Origin of the sequence: Alienimonas sp. DA493 (genome assembly GCF_043951915.1) — a bacterium.
Lineage (GTDB): Bacteria > Planctomycetota > Planctomycetia > Planctomycetales > Planctomycetaceae > Alienimonas.
Window position 1 is genome coordinate 1 of sequence record NZ_JBINJD010000097.1, and the last position, 19,018, is coordinate 19,018.

18 protein-coding genes are annotated in these 19,018 nt (G+C 72.4%); 4 read left to right on the plus strand and 14 right to left on the minus strand.

Annotated features, from left to right (window positions below; translation table 11 throughout):
• Window positions 1–14: 14 nt before the first annotated feature.
• Entirely contained in the window at window positions 15–2,339 is a 2,325-nt protein-coding gene (locus ACG2DA_RS14755; protein WP_395256551.1) for a CDC48 family AAA ATPase, read from the minus strand.
• Between the two features lie 365 nt (window positions 2,340–2,704).
• On the opposite strand from ACG2DA_RS14755, the gene ACG2DA_RS14760 reads away from it, so the two are divergent.
• The 4 genes from ACG2DA_RS14760 to ACG2DA_RS14775 all read left to right on the plus strand — a co-directional run bounded on the left by ACG2DA_RS14760 (window position 2,705) and on the right by ACG2DA_RS14775 (window position 6,964).
• Window positions 2,705–4,693 carry a serine/threonine-protein kinase gene (locus ACG2DA_RS14760; protein ID WP_395256552.1) on the plus strand — a complete coding sequence of 663 codons (1,989 nt, stop codon included), beginning with the start codon at window positions 2,705–2,707 and terminating at the stop codon, window positions 4,691–4,693.
• A 39-nt stretch (window positions 4,694–4,732) separates the two neighbouring features.
• Window positions 4,733–5,221, plus strand: coding sequence for a DUF2752 domain-containing protein (locus ACG2DA_RS14765; protein WP_395256553.1), 489 nt, complete (start codon window positions 4,733–4,735; stop codon window positions 5,219–5,221).
• An 86-nt stretch (window positions 5,222–5,307) separates the two neighbouring features.
• A complete protein-coding gene (locus ACG2DA_RS14770) occupies window positions 5,308–6,072 on the plus strand; it encodes a hypothetical protein (protein WP_395256554.1) in 765 nt (254 codons plus the stop codon).
• Between the two features lie 151 nt (window positions 6,073–6,223).
• On the plus strand, window positions 6,224–6,964 hold the full coding sequence (locus ACG2DA_RS14775) for a hypothetical protein (RefSeq protein ID WP_395256555.1): 741 nt from the start codon (window positions 6,224–6,226) through the stop codon (window positions 6,962–6,964).
• 101 nt (window positions 6,965–7,065) lie between these two features.
• Here the strand turns inward: ACG2DA_RS14775 and cpaB are convergent, their stop codons facing one another.
• The 13 genes from cpaB to ACG2DA_RS14840 form a co-directional block, all read right to left on the minus strand.
• Window positions 7,066–8,256 carry a Flp pilus assembly protein CpaB gene (gene cpaB, locus ACG2DA_RS14780; protein WP_395256556.1) on the minus strand — a complete coding sequence of 397 codons (1,191 nt, stop codon included), beginning with the start codon at window positions 8,254–8,256 and terminating at the stop codon, window positions 7,066–7,068.
• Window positions 8,257–8,317: 61 nt separating this feature from the next.
• Window positions 8,318–8,872: a prepilin peptidase gene (locus tag ACG2DA_RS14785; RefSeq protein WP_395256557.1), complete on the minus strand. Its 555-nt coding sequence runs from the start codon at window positions 8,870–8,872 to the stop codon at window positions 8,318–8,320.
• A 576-nt stretch (window positions 8,873–9,448) separates the two neighbouring features.
• Window positions 9,449–10,108, minus strand: a complete 660-nt coding sequence (locus tag ACG2DA_RS14790; protein ID WP_395256558.1) for a hypothetical protein — start codon at window positions 10,106–10,108, stop codon at window positions 9,449–9,451.
• A gap of 75 nt (window positions 10,109–10,183) precedes the next feature.
• Window positions 10,184–12,286 (minus strand): hypothetical protein, encoded by a 2,103-nt coding sequence (locus ACG2DA_RS14795; protein WP_395256559.1) that lies wholly within the window; start codon window positions 12,284–12,286, stop codon window positions 10,184–10,186.
• Window positions 12,283–12,699: a hypothetical protein gene (locus tag ACG2DA_RS14800; protein WP_395256560.1), complete on the minus strand. Its 417-nt coding sequence runs from the start codon at window positions 12,697–12,699 to the stop codon at window positions 12,283–12,285. Before ACG2DA_RS14800 ends, ACG2DA_RS14795 begins: the two co-directional genes overlap by 4 nt.
• A gap of 85 nt (window positions 12,700–12,784) precedes the next feature.
• Window positions 12,785–13,249, minus strand: a complete 465-nt coding sequence (locus ACG2DA_RS14805; protein ID WP_395256561.1) for a hypothetical protein — start codon at window positions 13,247–13,249, stop codon at window positions 12,785–12,787.
• A gap of 65 nt (window positions 13,250–13,314) precedes the next feature.
• The gene (locus ACG2DA_RS14810) at window positions 13,315–13,791 is read right to left on the minus strand and encodes a hypothetical protein (protein ID WP_395256562.1); all 477 of its coding nucleotides are present in this window, start codon (window positions 13,789–13,791) and stop codon (window positions 13,315–13,317) included.
• Between the two features lie 116 nt (window positions 13,792–13,907).
• The gene (locus tag ACG2DA_RS14815) at window positions 13,908–14,375 is read right to left on the minus strand and encodes a Tfp pilus assembly protein FimT/FimU (RefSeq protein ID WP_395256563.1); all 468 of its coding nucleotides are present in this window, start codon (window positions 14,373–14,375) and stop codon (window positions 13,908–13,910) included.
• A 141-nt stretch (window positions 14,376–14,516) separates the two neighbouring features.
• The gene (locus ACG2DA_RS14820; RefSeq protein WP_395256564.1) at window positions 14,517–14,906 is read right to left on the minus strand and encodes a competence type IV pilus major pilin ComGC; all 390 of its coding nucleotides are present in this window, start codon (window positions 14,904–14,906) and stop codon (window positions 14,517–14,519) included.
• Window positions 14,907–15,153: 247 nt separating this feature from the next.
• The gene (locus ACG2DA_RS14825; protein ID WP_395256565.1) at window positions 15,154–15,522 is read right to left on the minus strand and encodes a type II secretion system protein; all 369 of its coding nucleotides are present in this window, start codon (window positions 15,520–15,522) and stop codon (window positions 15,154–15,156) included.
• Between the two features lie 65 nt (window positions 15,523–15,587).
• Window positions 15,588–16,709, minus strand: coding sequence for a type II secretion system F family protein (locus ACG2DA_RS14830; RefSeq protein WP_395256566.1), 1,122 nt, complete (start codon window positions 16,707–16,709; stop codon window positions 15,588–15,590).
• Window positions 16,710–16,820: 111 nt separating this feature from the next.
• Entirely contained in the window at window positions 16,821–18,527 is a 1,707-nt protein-coding gene (locus ACG2DA_RS14835) for a GspE/PulE family protein (protein ID WP_395256567.1), read from the minus strand.
• A gap of 101 nt (window positions 18,528–18,628) precedes the next feature.
• A partial coding sequence (locus tag ACG2DA_RS14840) for a response regulator (protein WP_395256568.1) occupies window positions 18,629–19,018 on the minus strand: 390 nt, incomplete at its 5' end.

The following is a 19,018-nucleotide window of genomic DNA, read 5'->3' on the forward strand; positions in this document are numbered from 1 at the left end:
CCCGGGGCCGGACGTCAGTACCGGTCCGCGAGGAAGCCGATTTTGTGGCCGCCCTGCGGGCCCTCCTGTTTGAGTTGCTCGCCGATCTCCTCGTATTCCTTCTCGATCGCCTCGGTGACGGTCGCCCGGCTGTCCTTCAGGGCGGCCTCGAAGGCGGACATCGGGACGGTGGCGCTGCCGGGATCGTCGCGGAGGGTGCTCAGGCCGGCCCGGCGGACGAGGTCCTCCAGATCGGCGCCGGTGTACCGGTCCGTCTCGTCGGCGACGCGGCCGAGATCCACGTCCTCGCCCAGCGGCATTTCCTTCGTATGAATTTCGAGGATCTTCAACCGCCCGTCGCGGTCCGGCGGGCCGACGTACACCAATTCATCGAACCGCCCCGGCCGCAGCAGCGCCGGATCGACCAGCGTGGGCCGGTTGGTGGCGGCGATTAAAACGACGCCCTGCAATTCCTCGATCCCGTCCAGTTCCGCCAGGATCGTATTGACGACCCGCTCGGTCGCCCGCGGCTCGCCCAGGCCGCCGCCGCGGGCCGGGGCGAGGGAGTCGATCTCGTCCAGGAAGATCACCGCGGGGGCGACCTGCCGGGCGCGGCGGAACAGCCGGGAGACCTGCTGTTCGCTCTCGCCGTACCACTTCGAGAGTAAGTCGCTGCTTTTAGCGGCGAGGAAGTTGGCGTTCGACCCGCGGGCCACGGCCTTCGCCAGCAGCGTTTTGCCGGTGCCCGGGGGGCCGTAGAGCAGAAAACCCTTCGCCGGGCGGATGCCGAACTTGCGGAAACTGTCCGGCTGGGTGAGGGGCAGTTCGACGCCTTCTTTCAATTGACGCTGGGCGTCGGAGAGCCCGCCGATCTGGTCCCAGGTGACGTCCGGGGCTTGGATCATAATTTCCCGCAACGCGGACGGCTGGACGCGTTTCATCGCGTCGGTGAAGTCCTCGCGGGAGACGTGCAGGGTGTCGAGAATTTCCGAGGGGATCTCCTCGGCGTCGAGGTCGATCTCCGGCAGTTTGCGACGCAGGGCCTCGATCGCCGCCTCGCGGCAGAGGGCGCCGAGGTCGGCGCCGACGAAGCCGTAGGCCGTGTCGGCGATGCTGTACAAATCCACGTCTTCCGCCAGCGGCATGCCGCGAGTGTGAATCTCCAAGATCTCCCGCCGGCCCTGCTCGTTGGGCACGCCGACGACGATTTCCCGGTCGAACCGGCCGGGGCGACGGAGGGCTTCGTCGAGGCTGTCGACGCGGTTGGTGGCGGCGATCACCACGAGGTTCTGCCGCGGCGCCAGCCCGTCCATCAACGTTAACAACTGGGCGACGATCCGCTTTTCCATCTCCCCGCCGACCTGCTCCCGCTTGGGGGCGATGGCGTCGATCTCGTCGATGAAGAGGATCGCCGGGCTCTCCTTCTGAGCCCGCTCGAACAATTCCCGGAGCCGCCCCTCGCTCTCTCCGAAGCCGCCGCCGAGGATCTCCGGGCCGGCGATATGAAAGAAATTGGCGTCGCATTCCCCGGCGACGGCCCGGGCCAGCAGGGTCTTGCCGGTGCCGGGGGGGCCGTGCAGCAGCACGCCCTTGGGCGGGTCGATGCCGAGGCGCTGGAATAATTCCGGGTGTTTGAGCGGGAGTTCGATCATCTCCCGGACCTGGTCCAGCACGCCCTGCAGACCGCCGACGTCGTCGTAGGTGATGTGGCTGGCACGGGCCTCCTCGGGCTCGGTAAAGGTGGGGAGCAGTTCGACTTCGGTCTCCTCGCCGACGACGACAACTTCGCCGCGGGGCTTGGTGTTGGTGACGATCAGCCGGATCTCCTGCAGACCGTAGGAGGGGGCGTTGAACATGCGGCGGAGGATCTCCTCCGGCACGTCCGGCCCGTCGCCGTCGACGCCGGGGCGGCGACGGTAGACGCTGGTGGAGACGATGTCCCCGGCGACGAGCGGCCGCCCGGCGAGGGTGCGTTTCAGCGCGTCCGGATTGCCGGAGAGCCGCACGTTCTGCTGGGCCGGGGCGACGGTGACCCGCCGGGCGATGGAGGGGGAGACCGGCTGCACGCCGACGCGGTCGCCGCTGCCGACCCCGGCGTTGGCTCGCTGGAGGCCGTCCAGGCGGATGATGTCCAGCCCCTCGTCCTCGTCGCCCAGGGGGATGGCGACGGCGGCGGTGCGTTTTTTGCCCACGATCTCGATCGGGTCGCCGGGGTGCAGGCCGAGCCGCTGGAAGGTGGCCTCGCCCAGCCGGGCGACGCCCTTGCCGACGTCGCGGCCCCGGGCGCCGGCGACCTGCAACCGCACGCCGCCTGCGGCGTCCGCGTCGACGTCGGGGGCGGGGGGGGGAGAATCGGGCATCGGGCGGGGCGGAGAGGCGGAACGCGGGGCGGCGGAGACAGCGGAGTTGAACGAGCGGCGGAGCCGACCCGTCACGCTAGGAGGCGCCCGCCCGGGGGACAACCGCCCCGGCCCGTCATCGGACCGACGGGGGCGGCGTTGGGGGACGCACTGACGGTTTGCGTCGGGGGCGGTGGGGTGGGAGAATGTTCATACGTCCGCCGGGGCGGGCGTCGGCCGTTCGGCCGTCTTCGGTTTCCCACTTCGACAACACGGCGTTGGCTGCACCCTCCGGGCCGCCGGTCAACGCTGCGCCGTCGCTCGACGCTGCGCCGCCGGCCCCCGATCCGACTCCGCCGCACGGCTCCCGGCTGTCCGGTTCGAAGTTGCCCGGGTTCAGGCCGCGGGCGGCGTCCGCCCCCTCGTCGACCGCCCTGCCCTCGCTGAAGCCGCGGCGCCTGGGGAGCGGGTTCCGCTCCGGCAGTTTCCGCTCCGGCAGTTGGAGGGAGCGCCTCTCCTGGTGCGGCGCGCCGTATCCGAGCCGGCGGGGGACGAAACGACCGGACGCGCAGCGCAAGCGCGGCTGGGGCCTCGCGGAGTGGGGCGGCGAAACGGAGAAGGCCCGCTGGCGGCTGCGGACCGCCGCGGCGCTGCTGCTGGGGGCCTTTCTGGGCTTCCTCACCCGGCACCTCTTCCTCGACGACTTCGGCCTGAACGCCCTGACCGACGCCGGCTGGCCCCGCTGGGCGGTGGTCGGCACGCTGGCCGGGCTGGTCGTCTGGCTCAGCGGCCCGTGGGAGATCGGCCGGCGGGGGCTGCGCGTCGGCGAGGCGCTGACGTTCGGCGTGCCGGGGCTGTTCTTCGTCTGGGTGCATCACCACGGCCTCGCTGCGGCCGGACCGGGCGACCGAGCGCTGATGGCGGCGGCGTTCCCGGCGATGGCCGCGGCCCCGTGGATGCTGCTCATTCAGATCTACGGGCTGTTCATCCCCAACCGGGCCGGGCGGGCCGCGGCGGTGCTAGCCGTGATGGCCGCGGTCCCGCTGGCGGTCGCCTGCGTGACGGCCGTCCGCTTCCGGGAGGTGTACGCGGTCCTGTTCGAGCAGGGGCTGTTCAGCGCGATGGTCGTGTGGATCCTCACCAGCGCCGCGGCGGCCCTGTACGGGGCGGTGCGATTGTCCACGCTGCGGCAGGCCGCCCGGGAGGCCCGGGAGGTCGGCAGCTACCGACTGGTGGAGCGGATCGGCTCCGGGGGGATGGGCGAGGTCTACCTCGCGGAGCACCGTCTGCTCCGGCGGCCCTGTGCGGTCAAGCTGATCCGCCCGGGACTCGCCGACGACGACCGGGCCCTGGCCCGGTTCGACACCGAGGTCCGCGCCGCCGCCCGGCTGACGCACCCGAACACGATCGAAGTCTACGACTTCGGCGTCTCGGACGACGGGCTGTTCTACTGCGTGATGGAGTACCTGCCGGGGCTCACGCTGCATCAACTCGTCCAGCGGGCCGGCCCCCTGCCGCCGGGCCGGGTGGTGCACCTGCTGGCCCCCGTCTGCGGGGCGCTGGCGGAGGCCCACGCCGTCGGGCTGATCCACCGGGACGTGAAGCCGGCGAACATCCTCGCCGCCGACCGCGGCGGGGTGCGGGACGTGCCGAAGCTGCTGGATTTCGGGCTGGTCAAGCGGATCGCCCCCGCCCCGCCGCCGTTCGCCGATTCGCCGGACGGCGACGCCGAAACCGGCGCGTCGGCGAACGACGATCAAACCGGCGACGGGGGAGCCGAACCGAACGACCCGCGGCTGACGCAGCTCGGCAGCGTGGTGGGCAGCCCGCTGTTCGCCGCCCCGGAGGTCGCCCGCGGCGGCCGGCCGACCGCCGAGAGCGACCTCTACGGCGTGGGCGCCACCGCCTACTTCCTGCTGACGGGGCGGCCGGTGTTCGACGAGCCCTCCCCCACCAAGGCGCTCCGGGCCCACGCCAACCAGCGCCCCCGCCCGGTGCATGAGGCGAACCCGGCGGTGCCGCGGGACCTGTCCGCCGTGGTGATGCGCTGCCTGGAGAAGAACCCGGCGGACCGGTTCCGCTCCGCCGCCGCCCTCGCCGCCGCCCTGCGGGCCTGCGCCTGCGCCGCGGAGTGGTCGGACGAGGCCGCCCGCGACTGGTGGGCCGCCGCCGAGGGCGTGCCCTCGGCCCGGCACCCGGCGGTGCTGGACGACGGCCGCCGCGATCGCCCGCCGGTCGGCGCCGACGACGACACCCTCGGCGACTTCGTGCTGCGGGACGACTCCGTGGCGGAGGTGGAACCTGGCGTCCGGGGCGTCGTCGTGGAGACGCACGGCCCCGACGACACCGCCGTCCACCCGGTCGTCTCCCGCTGAGCCCTTCGGCCGCCCGCCCCGCCGCACTATCCTGCCGCCGTGACGTCTCCTCCCGCCCCCGCGTCGAGCGCCCCCGTCCCGCCGCCCGCCCGCCTGTCGACCGGCGCCCGGGCGGCGGCGGCGGCGCTGCTGGCCGGGCTGCTCGCGGGGTTCGCCCTGGCCCGCTCCCTCACCCCCAGCGAGGCCGGGCTGGGCACGCACCAGCAACTCGGGCTGCCGCCCTGCACGATGCGGGTCCTGACCGGTCTGCCCTGCCCGGCGTGCGGGATGACGACCAGCTTCGCTCACTTCACCCGCGGGCAATGGGGCGGGAGCCTGTCGGCGAACTCCGGCGGGTTCGTGCTCGCCCTGCTCTGCCTCGGCCTGATCCCCGTGCTGGCGTGGGCCGCCCTGACCGGGCGGCTGGCGTTCCCGCCGCCGGGCCGGCGGGACGGCGTCGCCTCTCGGCCGGAGTGGTGGGGCGTCATGGGGCTCTCGCTGGTCGGGGCCGTGACGCTGATCGACTGGGCGTTCCGCCTGGCGGAGTAACGGCGGGGCGAACCAGTCCGCGGCGCGCGAAGGGAACGCCGGTCCGGCCGTTGGAGCCGGGCGCGGGTTGAACTACACCCCGCCCCATGCGCGCCCCCCTTGCCGTCCCCGACCGCTGCGTTCCCCGTCGCGCGGGCGTCGGGAGCCGATCCGCCCGCGACCGGTTCGCCGGGCCCCGGCGCCTCCGGCGGGGGGTCGCCTGGGCGACGCTGCTCTCGCTGGCGGCGCTCGCGGCGGTCGGCCTGCCGGGCTGCAAGCCGATGATCATGCTCGGGAAGATGCTGACCGGCGACCCGACGATCACGCCCCCCTTCGAGGCCGTCACCGACGTGGACCTCACCGAGGGCGAACACACCGTGCTGGTGCTGGCCCGCTCGCCGGAGTTGGTCAAAGCCCGCTTCCCGGAGGTCGATCAGGAGATCATGCGTCGCGTCGGCCGCAAACTGCGCTCCGCCGGCGCCGACGTCGCCAACAGCGATCACGTGCTGGACTGGGTGGAGGGACGCGGGGGCGTTTGGAGCGAATCACACCTCGGCCCGATCGCCCAGGAATTCGACGTCGATTATATCGTGGTTGTCGAACTGGATCAGTTCGACTGGCACGAAGTGCACAGCCCGGACCTGCTCCGCGGCCGCTCCGCCGGCTGGATCCGCGCCTACTCCGCCGACCCGGAGACCGGGTCCGTCGGTCATATCATGGGCGAGGAATTTGAAAGCGTGTATCCGAAGCACCGGCCGGAGAGCGCCCTGTCGGTCTCCACGAAGGTGTTCCGCGAACGCTACCTCAACCGCTTGTGCGAACAGGCGTCGCAGCGGTTCGTGCCGTTCACCCAGCAGGACATGGTGCCGTAGCGGCCCCCGCGGCCCTCGCGTCGCGGCCGACCTGTCGCCGAGCCGAGCCGAGCCGAGCGGCCGACCGGCCGACCCGCCCTTCCCCCCGCGGGGCGGTTTGCACTATCTGCTCTTTCGCCGCCCCCGCGGTCCCGAAGTTACAACGCCCGTCATGGAAGACGAGTCGATGCACCGCCCCGCCCGCGAGCTGCCGCCGTTCTTTCGGAGCGCGTTTTTTCAACTGCCCCCGCTGCGGCGGCTGTCCGTTCTCTGCGCCGCGGCGCTCTGCCCGGTGGTAATGAGCGGGTGCAACCTGTTCATGATCGCCGCCTACCTCATCGGCGGCCCGCCCAGCGTGGAGCCGGACTTCGAGGTCGCCACCCGCACCAGCCTGACCGACGAGGACGTTACCGTCGCCGTCGCCTGCTACGTGCCGATCGACCTGCGGGCGGACATCGGCAACGAGAACCTCGACGCCGAGATCGCCCGGCTGGTCACGCAAAAGCTGACGCTCAATAAAATCAAGGTGCGGGAGCCGAACGCCGTCCGCCAGTGGATGGCCCGCAACCCGGACTGGGAGGAGCCCGGCGAAATTGCGGAGGCGATGCAGGTGTCGCACGTCATTTATATCGACCTCAGCCGGTTCAGCCTCTGGGAGGAGAACAGCGCCACGCTGCTGCGGGGCCGGGCGGACGCGATCGTCACCGTGCACGCCGTGGAGGAGGAGGGCAGCGACGCCGTCGAGATCTACGGCAAGGAGGTCGCCGCCCAGTACCCCCTCGCCGTCCCCCGCGACAGCAGCGCCCAGAACCCCGGCCGATTCCGGCAGGAGTTCATGCTGCACCTCTCCGATAAAATCGGCTGGCTGTTCTATCCGCACTACAACGGCGACGAGTTCAGTTCCGCGACCTGAGCCCCGCTCCGGCGCCCGACGAAAAAACGAGCGGCGTCCCCCGGGGGACGCCGCTCGTTCTCGATTCATTCCGCCGAATCCGCCGGCGGGCGATCCGCGGCTCACTCTGGGTCGGAATACATGCCGTCGTCCCGCACGCCGCCGGCCGCCGGGGACGGGTTGAGCGTCAGGTCCGCGTCCGGGGCGCCGTCCGCGGCGGGGGTCGGCGGCGTGAACGGGACCGGGACCGGGGGGGCGGGCTCCGCCGCTGGGCGGGCGGCGAAGCGGGGCTCCGTCGGCGCCGAGGCGCCGGGGTCCTGCAAGGCACGTCGTTTCTCAGCGATCTGGGCGGCGGTGAAGCCGGCGGCGCGGGCCGCGGCGACGTCCACCACCTCGCTGAGCCGGCTCTGCCCGCCCACGTGCAACGCCACCGTCCAGGTGGGCACCTCCGCGGCCGCCGAGGCGGCGGGAGCGGTCGCGGCGGCGATCTCCCGGTCCAGAAAGGCCCCGAGGCCCCCGGCGTCTTCGACGGCGGGCGGTTCGACTTCGTTCGCGGCCCGGCGCTGCTGGTCGGCGGGGGCTTCGTACAGGTCCTTGCTCACGAAGGAGATCTCCCCGGGGTCGGACTCGTCGTCCGGGTGCCGCAGGCCCAGGAACAGGTTGCCCGCGGCCTCCGCCCCGGCCAGCTTGGCGTACTGCTCCGGCGTGGCGAGCAGGCCGATCGTGCTGGTGGCCCGCCGGGCGGTGTCCTTCTCCTCCTCGCGGCCCCCGCCCTGCTCGGCCCCGACGACGTGCGAGCCGACCGACCAGACCTCCAAATCGCCGATTACGCGTTTGATCATCTGATATTTCCGCAGCCGGCCGGTGCGGTCGTCCGTCTCCGAGATGTCGAACGAGCCGAACACGTCCACCCGGTCGCCGGGGGTGAGCAGGCCGGCGTGGCTCTTCGCCCGGTCGACGTTGATCGTCTGCACGAGCATCCCCGGCGGGATCTTGCGGCTGTCGCTGCCGAACTTGGCGGCGACTTTATCCTGCACGATCACCTCGCCGGCGGTGAACCGGCTGCCGGCGAACTTGCCCTGCCACTGCTCCGGCTTGGTGATGGGGCGGGGGGGCAGGGCGGAGACGAAGATTTCCTTCAGGGCGCTGTTGGCCTCCGTCACCGGGTCGCCCACCCCAATTTCGGTGCGGGCGACCAGCACCGCGACCTTGGGCTCCTCCGTCTTCGCGGCGAGGTGTTGCTGGGTCGCCAGAAAGGCCGCCAGGCCCAGGGCCCCGGCGAGGCCGAACAATACGAGCGGGTTCAGTTTCATCGGGAGCGACGGTGGGAGGGAGGCGGGGACGGGCGGGGCGTGTCAATTCCGGCGGCGCGGATCAATACATCCCGGCGTAAGCGAAGTACCCGAGGCTGCCGATGCAGATGGGCAGACCGTACGGCAGCAATTTCATGCGGGGCTTGCGCTCGGCGGCGGCCTCGGAGATCTCCCGCAGACTCATGCCGCTTTTCCACTCGGACAGGATCGCGATCGACTGATAAAAGTGCTTCTTGAACTCGCCGCCCCAGCAGGCCATGCCGATCGCGATCACGGCGCCGACGATCGCGGTCACGACGAACGCCGTCAGAATCACCTCGGTCCCCAGCCAGGCGCCGATGCCGGCCATCAATTTCACGTCGCCGGAGCCCATGCCGCCGACGGCGTACAGCGGCATCAGGGTGGCCAGGCCGACCAGCATGCCGGTCACGCCGAAGACCCACCCCTCGCCGAAGGTCGCATTATAAAGCATCCCCGCGAGGATCATCGGGTAGGTCAGCCGGTTCGGCACGCGCAGCTCGGTGACGTCGATCCAGGTCGCGTACAGCGTGAGGACGGTCACGAGCCAAACGGGCCACGTCTCGGCGAGGTGGGCGGTGATTTCGGTCCAGTTCACGGGAGGGTTCTCAAGTGCGGGGGCCGCGCGGGCGGCGGGAGGGGCGGGAACCGCCGGGAGGGAACGGCGGGGACGAACGGGGCCGGGCGCTCAGCCGGCCCGCAGGACCAACGACACGGCCTGCAACGCCGCCGCCGCCATCAAACCGAGACCGACCCAATGGCCGGCGACCAATTCGGTCAGGTCCAGATAAAACGGGAACATGGCGGGAGCCGATGCGGGACGCGGGCGTGACGGGGCGGCGAACCGCCTTTCAAGGGATAGCTCACGCTTTTCGCCGCGGCGGCGACTTGTTGCGGCGGGGGCAGATTTTCCGGCGGGGGGACTTTTGACCGCCCCCCGCTCCTCCCCGCCGGCGTTCCCCGCTTGCGGAGCCCGCTTACTGACCCCGCCCCCGTCTCCGCCTGCCGCCGGACCCCGCGCTCGGCGAGGAGAACGCCCCCCGAGCGCCGCGATTCCAACCTACCGCGAGATCACGACGCCCCGTTCAAGGGCAGCGTCACACGACCTCGGCTTGCGGCTCGGGCCGTCGTGCCGGTCGATAAAAACCGGAGGGGCGGCCGACCGGGCTCCGACTCAGCCCTTCGTCGCCTTTTTCACCGGCTGCACCGCGGTCAACAGCAGGGTGAACGTCAGATGGACCTCCCGCGCGGCGGTGTCGGGGGAGTCGTCGAAGGACAGGTCGTAGTTCAGGGGCACCGCGTAGGGATGGGCCGCGACGGCCCACTTCAACAGCCCCGCGATTCGATCCGGCGGACCCACGGCCTCGGCCTCCAGACGGCGGGTGATCAGCTCGAACTTCACCGGCGGGCGGTCCTTGGCGGCGGGGGGCTCCGGCGGGCGGACGACGCCGGGCAGCGGCGGGGGACCGTCCGGCCAGGGCGTCGTCACCGGCTCGTCGAGGGTCAGCCGGCGGTACCGACAGCCCGCCGCGGCGATGCGTCGGACCACGGACTCCCGCAGTTCCTCCACGGCGGCGTCGTCCAGCCCCCGCGGGCCGTCGGCGCCGGCCGCCTGCTCCTTGAGGGCCGTGAAGCGCTGCTTCACCTCCGGCAGCCGGGCCGCCGCCGCCTCGACGGCGGTTCGCTCGGCGTGGAGCGTCGCCCGGACCTCGCTCGCCGCCGCCCACGATTCCCACGCCGGCAGCGTGAGCGCCAGCCCGATCGCCGCGACGGTCCCCCACAGGAACCAGGCGCGGCGGGGGTGCTCCAGAAATTGCTGGGCGAGGCCGTCCATCGGTCAGGCGGGGGAGGGGCGGGCGGGAACGGGAAGGGGGGAACCGGGAACGAACCAGGAGCGGGTCGCGACGGCTCAGCGACGGACGCCGAGGGCGGCACCGTCGGCCGCGGTGCGGGAGGATGCCGTCGACGTGCCGCCGACGGGGGCGGCGGTCAGTTCGAACCGCACCCCGGGGCCGGTGCGGTAGCGGGCCTCCCGGGTGGCGGCGAGCTTCACGCGGACGAAGCGGCCGGAGCGCCGCAGCCGGTCGGCGAAGGCGAAGACGTCCGCGTCGGTGTGCCCGCCGCCGACGACGTCCACCTCCGCGGGGGCGGCGCCGTCCGCCCCGTCCGGGTCGGCGGCGGGACCGACGGAGAACGCTTCCAGCCACGCCCGCCGCGAGGCCGCGGCCCGTCCCGTCGGGGCGGCCCCGTCGGAGCCGACGACCGCGGCGCCGGCGCCGACGAGCGCCGGCACCCACACCGGGCCGGTGCCCTCGGACTGGGCGAGCCGCTCGGCCCGGCGCTCCAGTTCGGTGGCGTCGTTCAGCTTGCCCCGCAACCATCCCGCCATGTCGGCGTCGGTCTTGGCGAGGCTGACGGCCTCCTCCAGCGCCCCGAGTCCGGCGTTGGAGCGCCACGCGGCGCCCCACAGGCCCACCGTCAGCGCCAGTGCCGCCGCGACCGGCCAGCCCACGCGGGCCAGTTCCGCCCAGGGGACGCCGCCCCCGGGCCGCACCGCGGTGGACAGGTCGCCCCGGGCGCTGAGGGCGGCGGGGTCGCCCTCGGCGCCGGCGGCGGCCCCGCAGGCCAGCAGCACCGCGGCCAACGGCCCGGGGGAGACGGCGGCCCCGACCGCCCAAACCGCCCCGGCCGACGCCCCGTCCTCCTCCGAGGCGACCGCCTCGAAGTCGACCCCGGCCGGCGCCGGGTGCGGCCCGACGGCCAGATCCGGCCGCGGATCGAGCTCGGCGGTCAGCACGCTCGTGACTGCGGCGCCGCCGGTCACGTAGGTCCGCATTTCCGCCGCGTGCCCGGTCGCGGCGCTGTCGGCCGCTTCGGCGTCGGCGAAGAACTGGGCGCCGCCCGGCTGACCGCGGAGCTGGTTCGCCACGTACCGCCGGATGCGTTTTTGATGGCGGAGCAGCGCCTCGTCCCCCAGGGCGCCGGCCGAGGCGGCGGCGGCGGCCTCGTCGACGTTCGCGCCGGTGCGGCGGCCGACCGGACGGTAGTCCAGCAGCAACCGCCCGCGGTGGGCCACGGCGACGTCCAGCCGCTCGCCCTCGGCGGCCAGCAACAGCACCGGGCGGTCCCCGTCCGAGCCCCGCGCGTGCAGGCCGGCGGACAGCACCGCGAGGGTGTGCTCGATCCGGCCGGCCCGCAGGCCGGCGTCGTTCAACACGTGCAGCACGTCCGCGGCGACCTGTTTCGGCGCCACCGTCACCCGCACGCGGCGGGTCTTGGCGTCCAGGCGCTCCTCGGCGGTCACGCAGGTCTTCTCGCCCCGGCCCAGCCCGAGGTAACGCCCCGCCCGGTCCGCCAGGGCGGCGGCTTCCCGGTCGGCCTCCTCGTGGGGAGCCGTCAGCACCCGCGTCACGCAGAGCGAACCGCCCAGCGCCACGTCCACCGGCGCCCCGGACAGCGACCCGCCCACCGGCCCCAGATCGGCCACCGCCGCGGCGAACGTCTCCGCCAGCGTCTCCCGGGTGTAGCCCGGCTCGGTCGGCCCGCAGCCGGGCGGCCAGGGGCGGAACCGGCAGACGGTCCGGGCGCCGGCGGTGAACCGTTCGAAGCCCGCGGGGCCGTAGAACTCCGCGTCCTTCCGCTGCGGGTCGGCGTGTTCCTCGACGGCGGGGACCTCCCCGACGGTCGCGGCCGCGTCGCGGATCGTCACCGCCAACGACAACCCGCTGCCGGACAGCTCCAGTCCCAACGTCCGCCGCGGGGCGGAGCGCCGATCGCGCCGGCGACGTTCCACCGGCACGGAGTCCGGTTTCGAACCGCCCTCGCGGCGGTCCTTCCTGTTCCCGACGCCGCGGCGCTCCGCCCGCGCCCGCAATCCGGCCAGCGGCCCCAGACCGGGGGCGTCCGCCGCCGCACGGGCGTCCTCCGCCGTCGGGGCGGGGGCCGCGTCCGTCGTCGGTTCGGCGACCGGAGGCTCCGGGGCGTCGGCGGGGGGCGTGGGGTCGTGCATCATCCGCCCTGCTTCACGACGGCGGTGAGCACCCGGGTGACGTCGCCGTCCGGCCGCTCCACCGTGCCGGTGGCGCGGAGTTCGACGACCCCGTTTGCCCCGTCCACGGCCGTCACGCTGTACCGGCTGACGCGCACGCCGCTGGCCCCGTAGGCGCTCGGGTTCGGGGGGAAGGGCACGTCCGAGTAGCCGGTTCGCCAGGTGATGTCGGCTTCCAATTCGCTCAGCCCGCGGTGGAGCCCGGCCTCGGCGACGTAGCGGGCCGTCTCGTAATCACGCGTGTTCCCGGCGGCGCGGAGGCGCAGCCGGGTCGAATCCATCAGGGCGATCGTGAGCAACGCCGCGAGGCTCGCCACGATCAGCGCCAGCAGCAGCGCGGCCCCCCGGCGGGCCGCCGAACGTCGCGCCGGACGCACGCGCCGCCGGACGGCCGGGCGGAGTCGAAGACGGGGCGGCGGCGGGGCGGGGAGACGACGCACGCTGTAGGCGTCGGCCGACCGCTCACCATCGCCGCACCCAGACGCGCCCGCGCACGGTTCTGCCGGCGTTCGTATCGCGGGGCAGATCGACCGTGAGGACGATATCGATCATCTGGGCCTCCTCCGGCACGGTCGTCGCGGTTACGCCGTCGGCTTCGTAGAACGTCGCGGAGAAACCGGTCGACGCCTCCACCAGCACGCGCCCGGTCCCGTCGCGGGAGTCGTACAGGAGAACGGCCCCGTCGCCGGGGTTCCGTTCGAACCGCAGCGTGTGCCCCTCCGGCATCCGGAGGGCGAACTCCCCGTTCGCGGTCCCGATCTGGACGACCGCCTCGGCGGAGCGGCAGCGGCGGGTCACGAACCGCAGGCCGGCGTCGGCCGTCCGCAGCACGTCCGTTTCCCCGTTGAGTTGCTCCCAGGACTGTCCGACGCCGCGGATCACCAGGTGCAGCGAGGCCGCCACCCCGGCGGCCAGCGCCCCGGCCACCACGAGTTCCAACAGCGTGAGCCCCCGGCGAGGTCGGTCCGGGCGTCTCGTCGTCCGCCGGCCCGTCATGAGCCCGCCTGCTGCTCGTAGGCCGTCATCCGGGCCACGCCGGAAGCCAACAGGGCCTGGGGTTCGTCCGCGTCGGGGCTGGAGTCCCCGTCGTCGTCGTACCAGACGAGCGCCCCCGCCACCGCCATCCGCCCCGGCACGCCGCCGTAGGTCGTGGAATCGGTCGTCAACTGATAGGACCGCATTCCGGGATAGCCGGGCACGACGACCGGCACGAGGTTCGCCGTCCCGGTGACGTTGCCGTCCCAGTCGGCGGCGGCCCGGGCCATCATGAATTCCAGGGCGTCGTTCGCCACGGTCAGACAGCGTTCCTGCCGGTCCAGCCGGTCCGCCGCCAGCACCGCCTCGCGGGCGATTCGCAGCGCCGGCGCGAGGGCGAGCGCCAGCACGATCGACGCCGCCAACACCTCCAACAACGTCGCCCCGGAGCGCCGCCGCGGCGACGAGCGGCGGGGGGCGGTCGGGGCACGCACGGGCGTCCGGGGCTGGCTCGGGGAAATCGGGGAGAGACGGTTCGCGGCGCCCCGCCCGCCGCCCAGAGCGCCGCGGGACGGGGAAGAACCGGGGCGGTCCGCCGGGGCCGCGGCGGTCAGGGCGCCGCGGCGACGCGAATGCTGGAGGAGGCCGGGGTCAGGTCGATCCGCCAGCGGCGGTCTTCGCCGACGAAGTCGATCGACGCCCCGGGCGTCGACGCGTGGCCCTCGAAGTCGAACAGCAGTTCCGACTGGGCGCAGGTGACGTCGATCCCCCCCGGCGTGGGAATGGGGGCGTCCGTGTCGATCAGCGCGGCGCCGGACTGCTCGACGGGCACCACCGCGGTGATGCGGCCGCCGCTCTTCACGAACCGCAGGCCGCTGTCGGTCCCGGTCATGATCGCCCGCCGTTTGGCCGCGTGCAGCAACCCGGCGACGGTTCCCGCGTGGGTGCGGACCGTCGCGTCGGCGAAGAACCCGTCCGACCGGCTCGCCGCGACCGCGGCGAAGATCCCCATCAGCGTGACGGCCGCCACCAACTCCAACAGGGTCGCCCCCCGCCTCGGCGCCGCGTCGTCTCGCAACCGGAGACGCCGCCGACCGCCCGGGGGGCGCTGCCGGCGACGGGGAACGGGAGACGTCATGCGGGCGGGAAATCAGGCGGGCCGGGAACGCGTCCTGCCGCAGGCGAGACCGCCCGGAGCGGGACCGCCCGGCGGACGCGATCAGTCGGTGAGGGTGATCTTGCCGGTCGAGTTGTCGTACGCCTGCGACTGCGCCCCCGAGACGTTCGTGTAGTACTGCCAACTCGGCTCCGCGTGCAGGTAGCCGTCGGTCACCAGCTCCGCGTAGGTCGTGGGGAAGGAGCCGTCTTCAAAATAATGGCGTTCGATGGCGGACCGCAGTTCGGCGGCGGTCTGCTGATCCGCCTTCATCTTCGCGGTGGAGCTGGACGAGCTGATCCGCGGAATCACGACGGCGGCGATGATCCCCAGGATCGTCACCACCGCGATCAGTTCCAGCAGCGAAAAGCCTCTGCGGCGGAGCGCGCCGCGAGAACCGGCGGCGGCCCGCGATTGACCGCGGTCCGTCCGGCCCGTGAGGGAGCGGGTCATTGTGGAGTCCTAAAAAGGAAGCTTGGAGGGAAGACGCCGGGGAGGTCGGCCTTCGGGACGACCGGCGGCAGCGGCGGTCATGCGTGACCGACAGTGCAACCTAGAACACGCTTCGGCGGGGGGTCGGGGCGTTTTCTTTCTCCGCTGCGGTTTTCCGAAGTGCGGGGCCGGCTTGAACGGCCTCCGCTTCGCGCGCCGCCGTTGTAAAGTCGACTCGCGCGGCCTGAAGCGAACGAACGCCGCGACGTTAATGCCCGTGCGGAACCGTTCGGCCCGTCGCCGCGTCGAACGTATAAGCCGTACCGTCCACCGGACAAACCGGCAGCCCCTCCGGCAGCGAGGCGGCCAGGTCGGACAAATCCGCCTGCGGCCACGCCCCGACGTTCCGCCGGTGCAGCGCGGCGTGCACGTCGATGGTCTCGCGACAACGCTCGCAGCTCTCGACGTCGACGTGCCGGGCCGCGACGCCCAGTCGCGGAACGACCACTGCCGCGAGCACTCCCAGCAGGGTCAATGCGGCGATCAATTCCAGCAGCGAAAGGCCCCCCCGCGGCCTTGGAACGGTCGCCGGGCCGCGGCCCGGTCGGCGGGGGGAGAACGCGGGGGACGACGACACGGCGAACCTCGATTGAAAAGGGGACGGAAGCGTTCGCCCCGCCCGGCGGGACGCGACCGGGGCGCCTAATTCATTTGACCGATCAGGTCGAACATCGGCAGATAAACCGCCAACAGGATGCCGCCGATCGCCGCGGCGAGCGTCATGGTCAGCGCCGGCTCGATCGTGCCCAGCAGCGCCGTGGTGGTGCGTTCGACGTCGCTCCGCAGGTGCGTGCGGATCTGGGCGGTGACCGGCCCCAGCCGGCCGGTGCGTTCGCCGACGATGACTAATTGCCGGACGATCGGGGGGAACAGCCCGCCCTCGGCGTCCAGGGCGGAACTGAACCGCTCCCCCCGCCGCACGGCCGCGTGCAGACGGCGGATCTGCCCCTGGACGTGCCGGTTGGACACGGCCTCCGAGGCCGGGATCAGCGCGTCGGCCAGGGTGAAGCCGCTCTCCATCAGGTTGCCGAGCACGTCCATAAATTGCAGCACGGCGATGCTGCGAAACCATCCTCCGAGGCCCGGCAACCGCACGCAGGCGCGGTCGATGACGGTGCGACTGGCGGGGTCCTTCAACGCCCAGACCGTCCCGCCGACGACCGCCGCCAGCCCGCCCAGGATGAGCAGAGCATGCGACGACGCCGCCTCGCCGACCGCCACCAGGACCCGCGTGATGAGCGGCAGCGTCGCGCCGCTTTCGTCGTACATCTCCTGAAACGTGGGAATCACGCAGAGGATCATAAACGTCACCGCCCCGACGCCGGCGACGGTGACGAGCAGGGGATAGGTCAGCTTCTTAATCAGGAACGCCTTGAGGTGCGCCCCCTGTTCGAGCTGCCGGGTCACGCGGTCCAGACTGTCCGGCAGGGTGCCGGCCCGCTCGCCGACGCGCAATTGATGCACCAGCAACGGGGGGAACGACTCCGGAAACGGGGCCAGCGAGGTCGAGAGCGTGCTGCCCGTCGCCACGGATTCGCCCACCTTCTCGAAGATCCGGGCGTATTTGCGATTCCCGGGGTCCTCCCGCAGCGTGGCGATCGCCCCCGGCAGCCCCACGCCGTTGCGGATCAGCGTGCAGAGGTTCCGCAGGATGCCGACGAGGTCCTTCCGCTTGATCACCACCTCGGGGCCGCCGCCGATCTGAATGTCCTGGAGCTTCCGGAGGGCTCCGAGAACGCCGGTCGGGGCGATGGCGGCGGACATGGGGTCGGTCGGGCCCGCGGTGCGGACCGTTTCGTTCAGCGGGGAAAGGAAAGCGGCACGTGCACGGCGCACGGTCCGGACGGAGTACGGTCCGCACAGCGGACCCGACGATCAGCCGGCGAGTTTGAAGTAAACTTCCTCCACCGTGGTGACGCCGGCCCGCGCCTGCCGCAGGCCGCCGACGGCGAGTTCGATCATGCCGTCCTCCGCGGCGAGTTCCCGCAGTTTGCTGGACGGCAGACCGGCTTCGATCGCCCGTTCCATGGCGGGCGTCACGGTCATGATTTCATAGATCGGCACCCGGCCGGCGTACCCGGTGCCGTGGCAGCGCTCGCACCCGGTCCCTTCGTAATACACGGCGTCCGGGTCCGCCTCGGCGGGACGTTCCCGGCCGGCGAAAAGCAGATCGATCAGCTTCCGGTTCGACGCCCGCCGTTCCGCCGACTGCTCGGTGCGGCAGTGGGGGCAGATGCGGCGGAGCAACCGCTGGCCGATGCTGGCGATCAGCGAACCGGCGATTTTAAATTGGTCCAGTCCCAAGTCCGCCAGGCGGGCCACCGTGCCGACCGCGTCGTTGGTGTGCAGCGTGGAGATGAGCAGGTGCCCGGTCAGGGCCGCCTGCACCGCGGCGGTCGCCGTCTCCCGGTCGCGGATCTCGCCGACGAGGATGACGTCCGGGTCCTGCCGCATCAGGTATTTCAGGCCGTTGGCGAAGCCCATGCCGAAATCGTTGTTCGCCTGCACCTGGTTGACGCCGGGCAGGCGGAACTCGACCGGATCCTCAATGGTGGAGATATTCCGCTGGTCGGCGTCGATGCTGCACAACATCGAATACATGGTCGTCGTTTTGCCGGAGCCCGTCGGGCCGGTCATCACGACCATGCCGTGCGGTTTATCGAGCAACTGGCGGACGCGGTCGACCTGATCGTCCGGCATGCCGAGGGCGTCGAAACTGAAGGTCCGGCCGGTTTCGTCCAACACCCGCATCACGACCTTTTCGCCGCCCACGGTGGGGATGGAGCTGACGCGGAAGCTCGCCCGGGAGTCGCCGTCGACCAGCGTGAGCGTGCCGTCCTGCGGGCGGCGCTGCTCGGCGGTGTCCATATCCGCCATGACTTTAATGCGGCCGACGACCGCCTCCTCGCTGTGCCCGGGGACGGTCATGATCTCCTGCAGTTGGCCGTCCACCCGATAGCGGACGCGCATCTGCGGTTCGTGAGGCTCCAGATGAATGTCGCTGGCGCCGGAGTGCACCGCGCCCATCAGGATCGACCGCACCAGCCGCACGACCGGGGCGTCCGGGTCCTCGTCCGTTTTCAGCGCCGCGGGGGCGGCGGCGCCGGTTCGCAATTCTTCAAACCGAATATCGACCGCCGTCTGCCGGGCGGCGACGCGTTCGTCGAACGCCCGGTCCAGCACGGCGGTCAATTCGTCCGCCATGCAGATGACCGGGTCCACCCGGTAACCGGTGAGCAGTTCGACCTCGCTGATCGCCTCCATGTCGTCCGGGGCGGCCATGGCGAGCGTCACGCGGTCCCCGTCCACCGCCACCGGGGCGAGTTCCCGGCCGCGAGCGAACGCCTCCGGCAACAGCCGGGGCAATTGGGGATGGATCTGCGTCGCCGTCAGCGAGCGGAAGGGAACCTCGAACTGCTCCGCAAACGCCTCGCCGAGCTGGTCGCGGGAGACAAGCCCGCGGCCCAGCAGCAGCGTGCCCAGACGGCCGCGGCCGCCCCGCTGGTCGGCGAGGGCGCGCTCGAGCGCGTCGGCGTCGATCCAGCCGCGTTCCTGCAGAATGTCGCCCAGGCGGCGGGCCATCGTCGTGCGTCCGTTCGGGGGATTGGGGGGTGAGCCGCTTTCTTTAAAGAGAGCGAGAGCGGCTAACGGGGAGAGCGGCTAACGGAGGGGCTCACGGGCGGTCAGGAAACGGTCAGGAGGCGGGCGACCTTGGCCTCGAGCACCAGCGGGTCGTAGGGAAGGATCAGGAAATCGGCGACGCCGGCGGCGAACGCCTCTTCCACCAGTCCCTGCGGCGTGTCGGCGGCGAGCCCGAGCACCGGCAGACCCGCGGTGAACTCCTCGGAGGCGAGGCGCTCCACGATCCGCAGGCCGGCGCCGTCCGGCAGATCCAGGTCGATCAGCAGGCCGTCGACCGCGGCGTCCGCCGCGACGACCGGCGCCGCGGCGGGGTCGTCGGGCAGCGGCGTCACCGCGTAACCCAGCAACTCCAACCGCCGCACGGTGATCGCCCGCAGCACCGGGTCGGCCAACAGCACGCCCACCGCACCGGCCCCGGCCCCGCCGGCGGC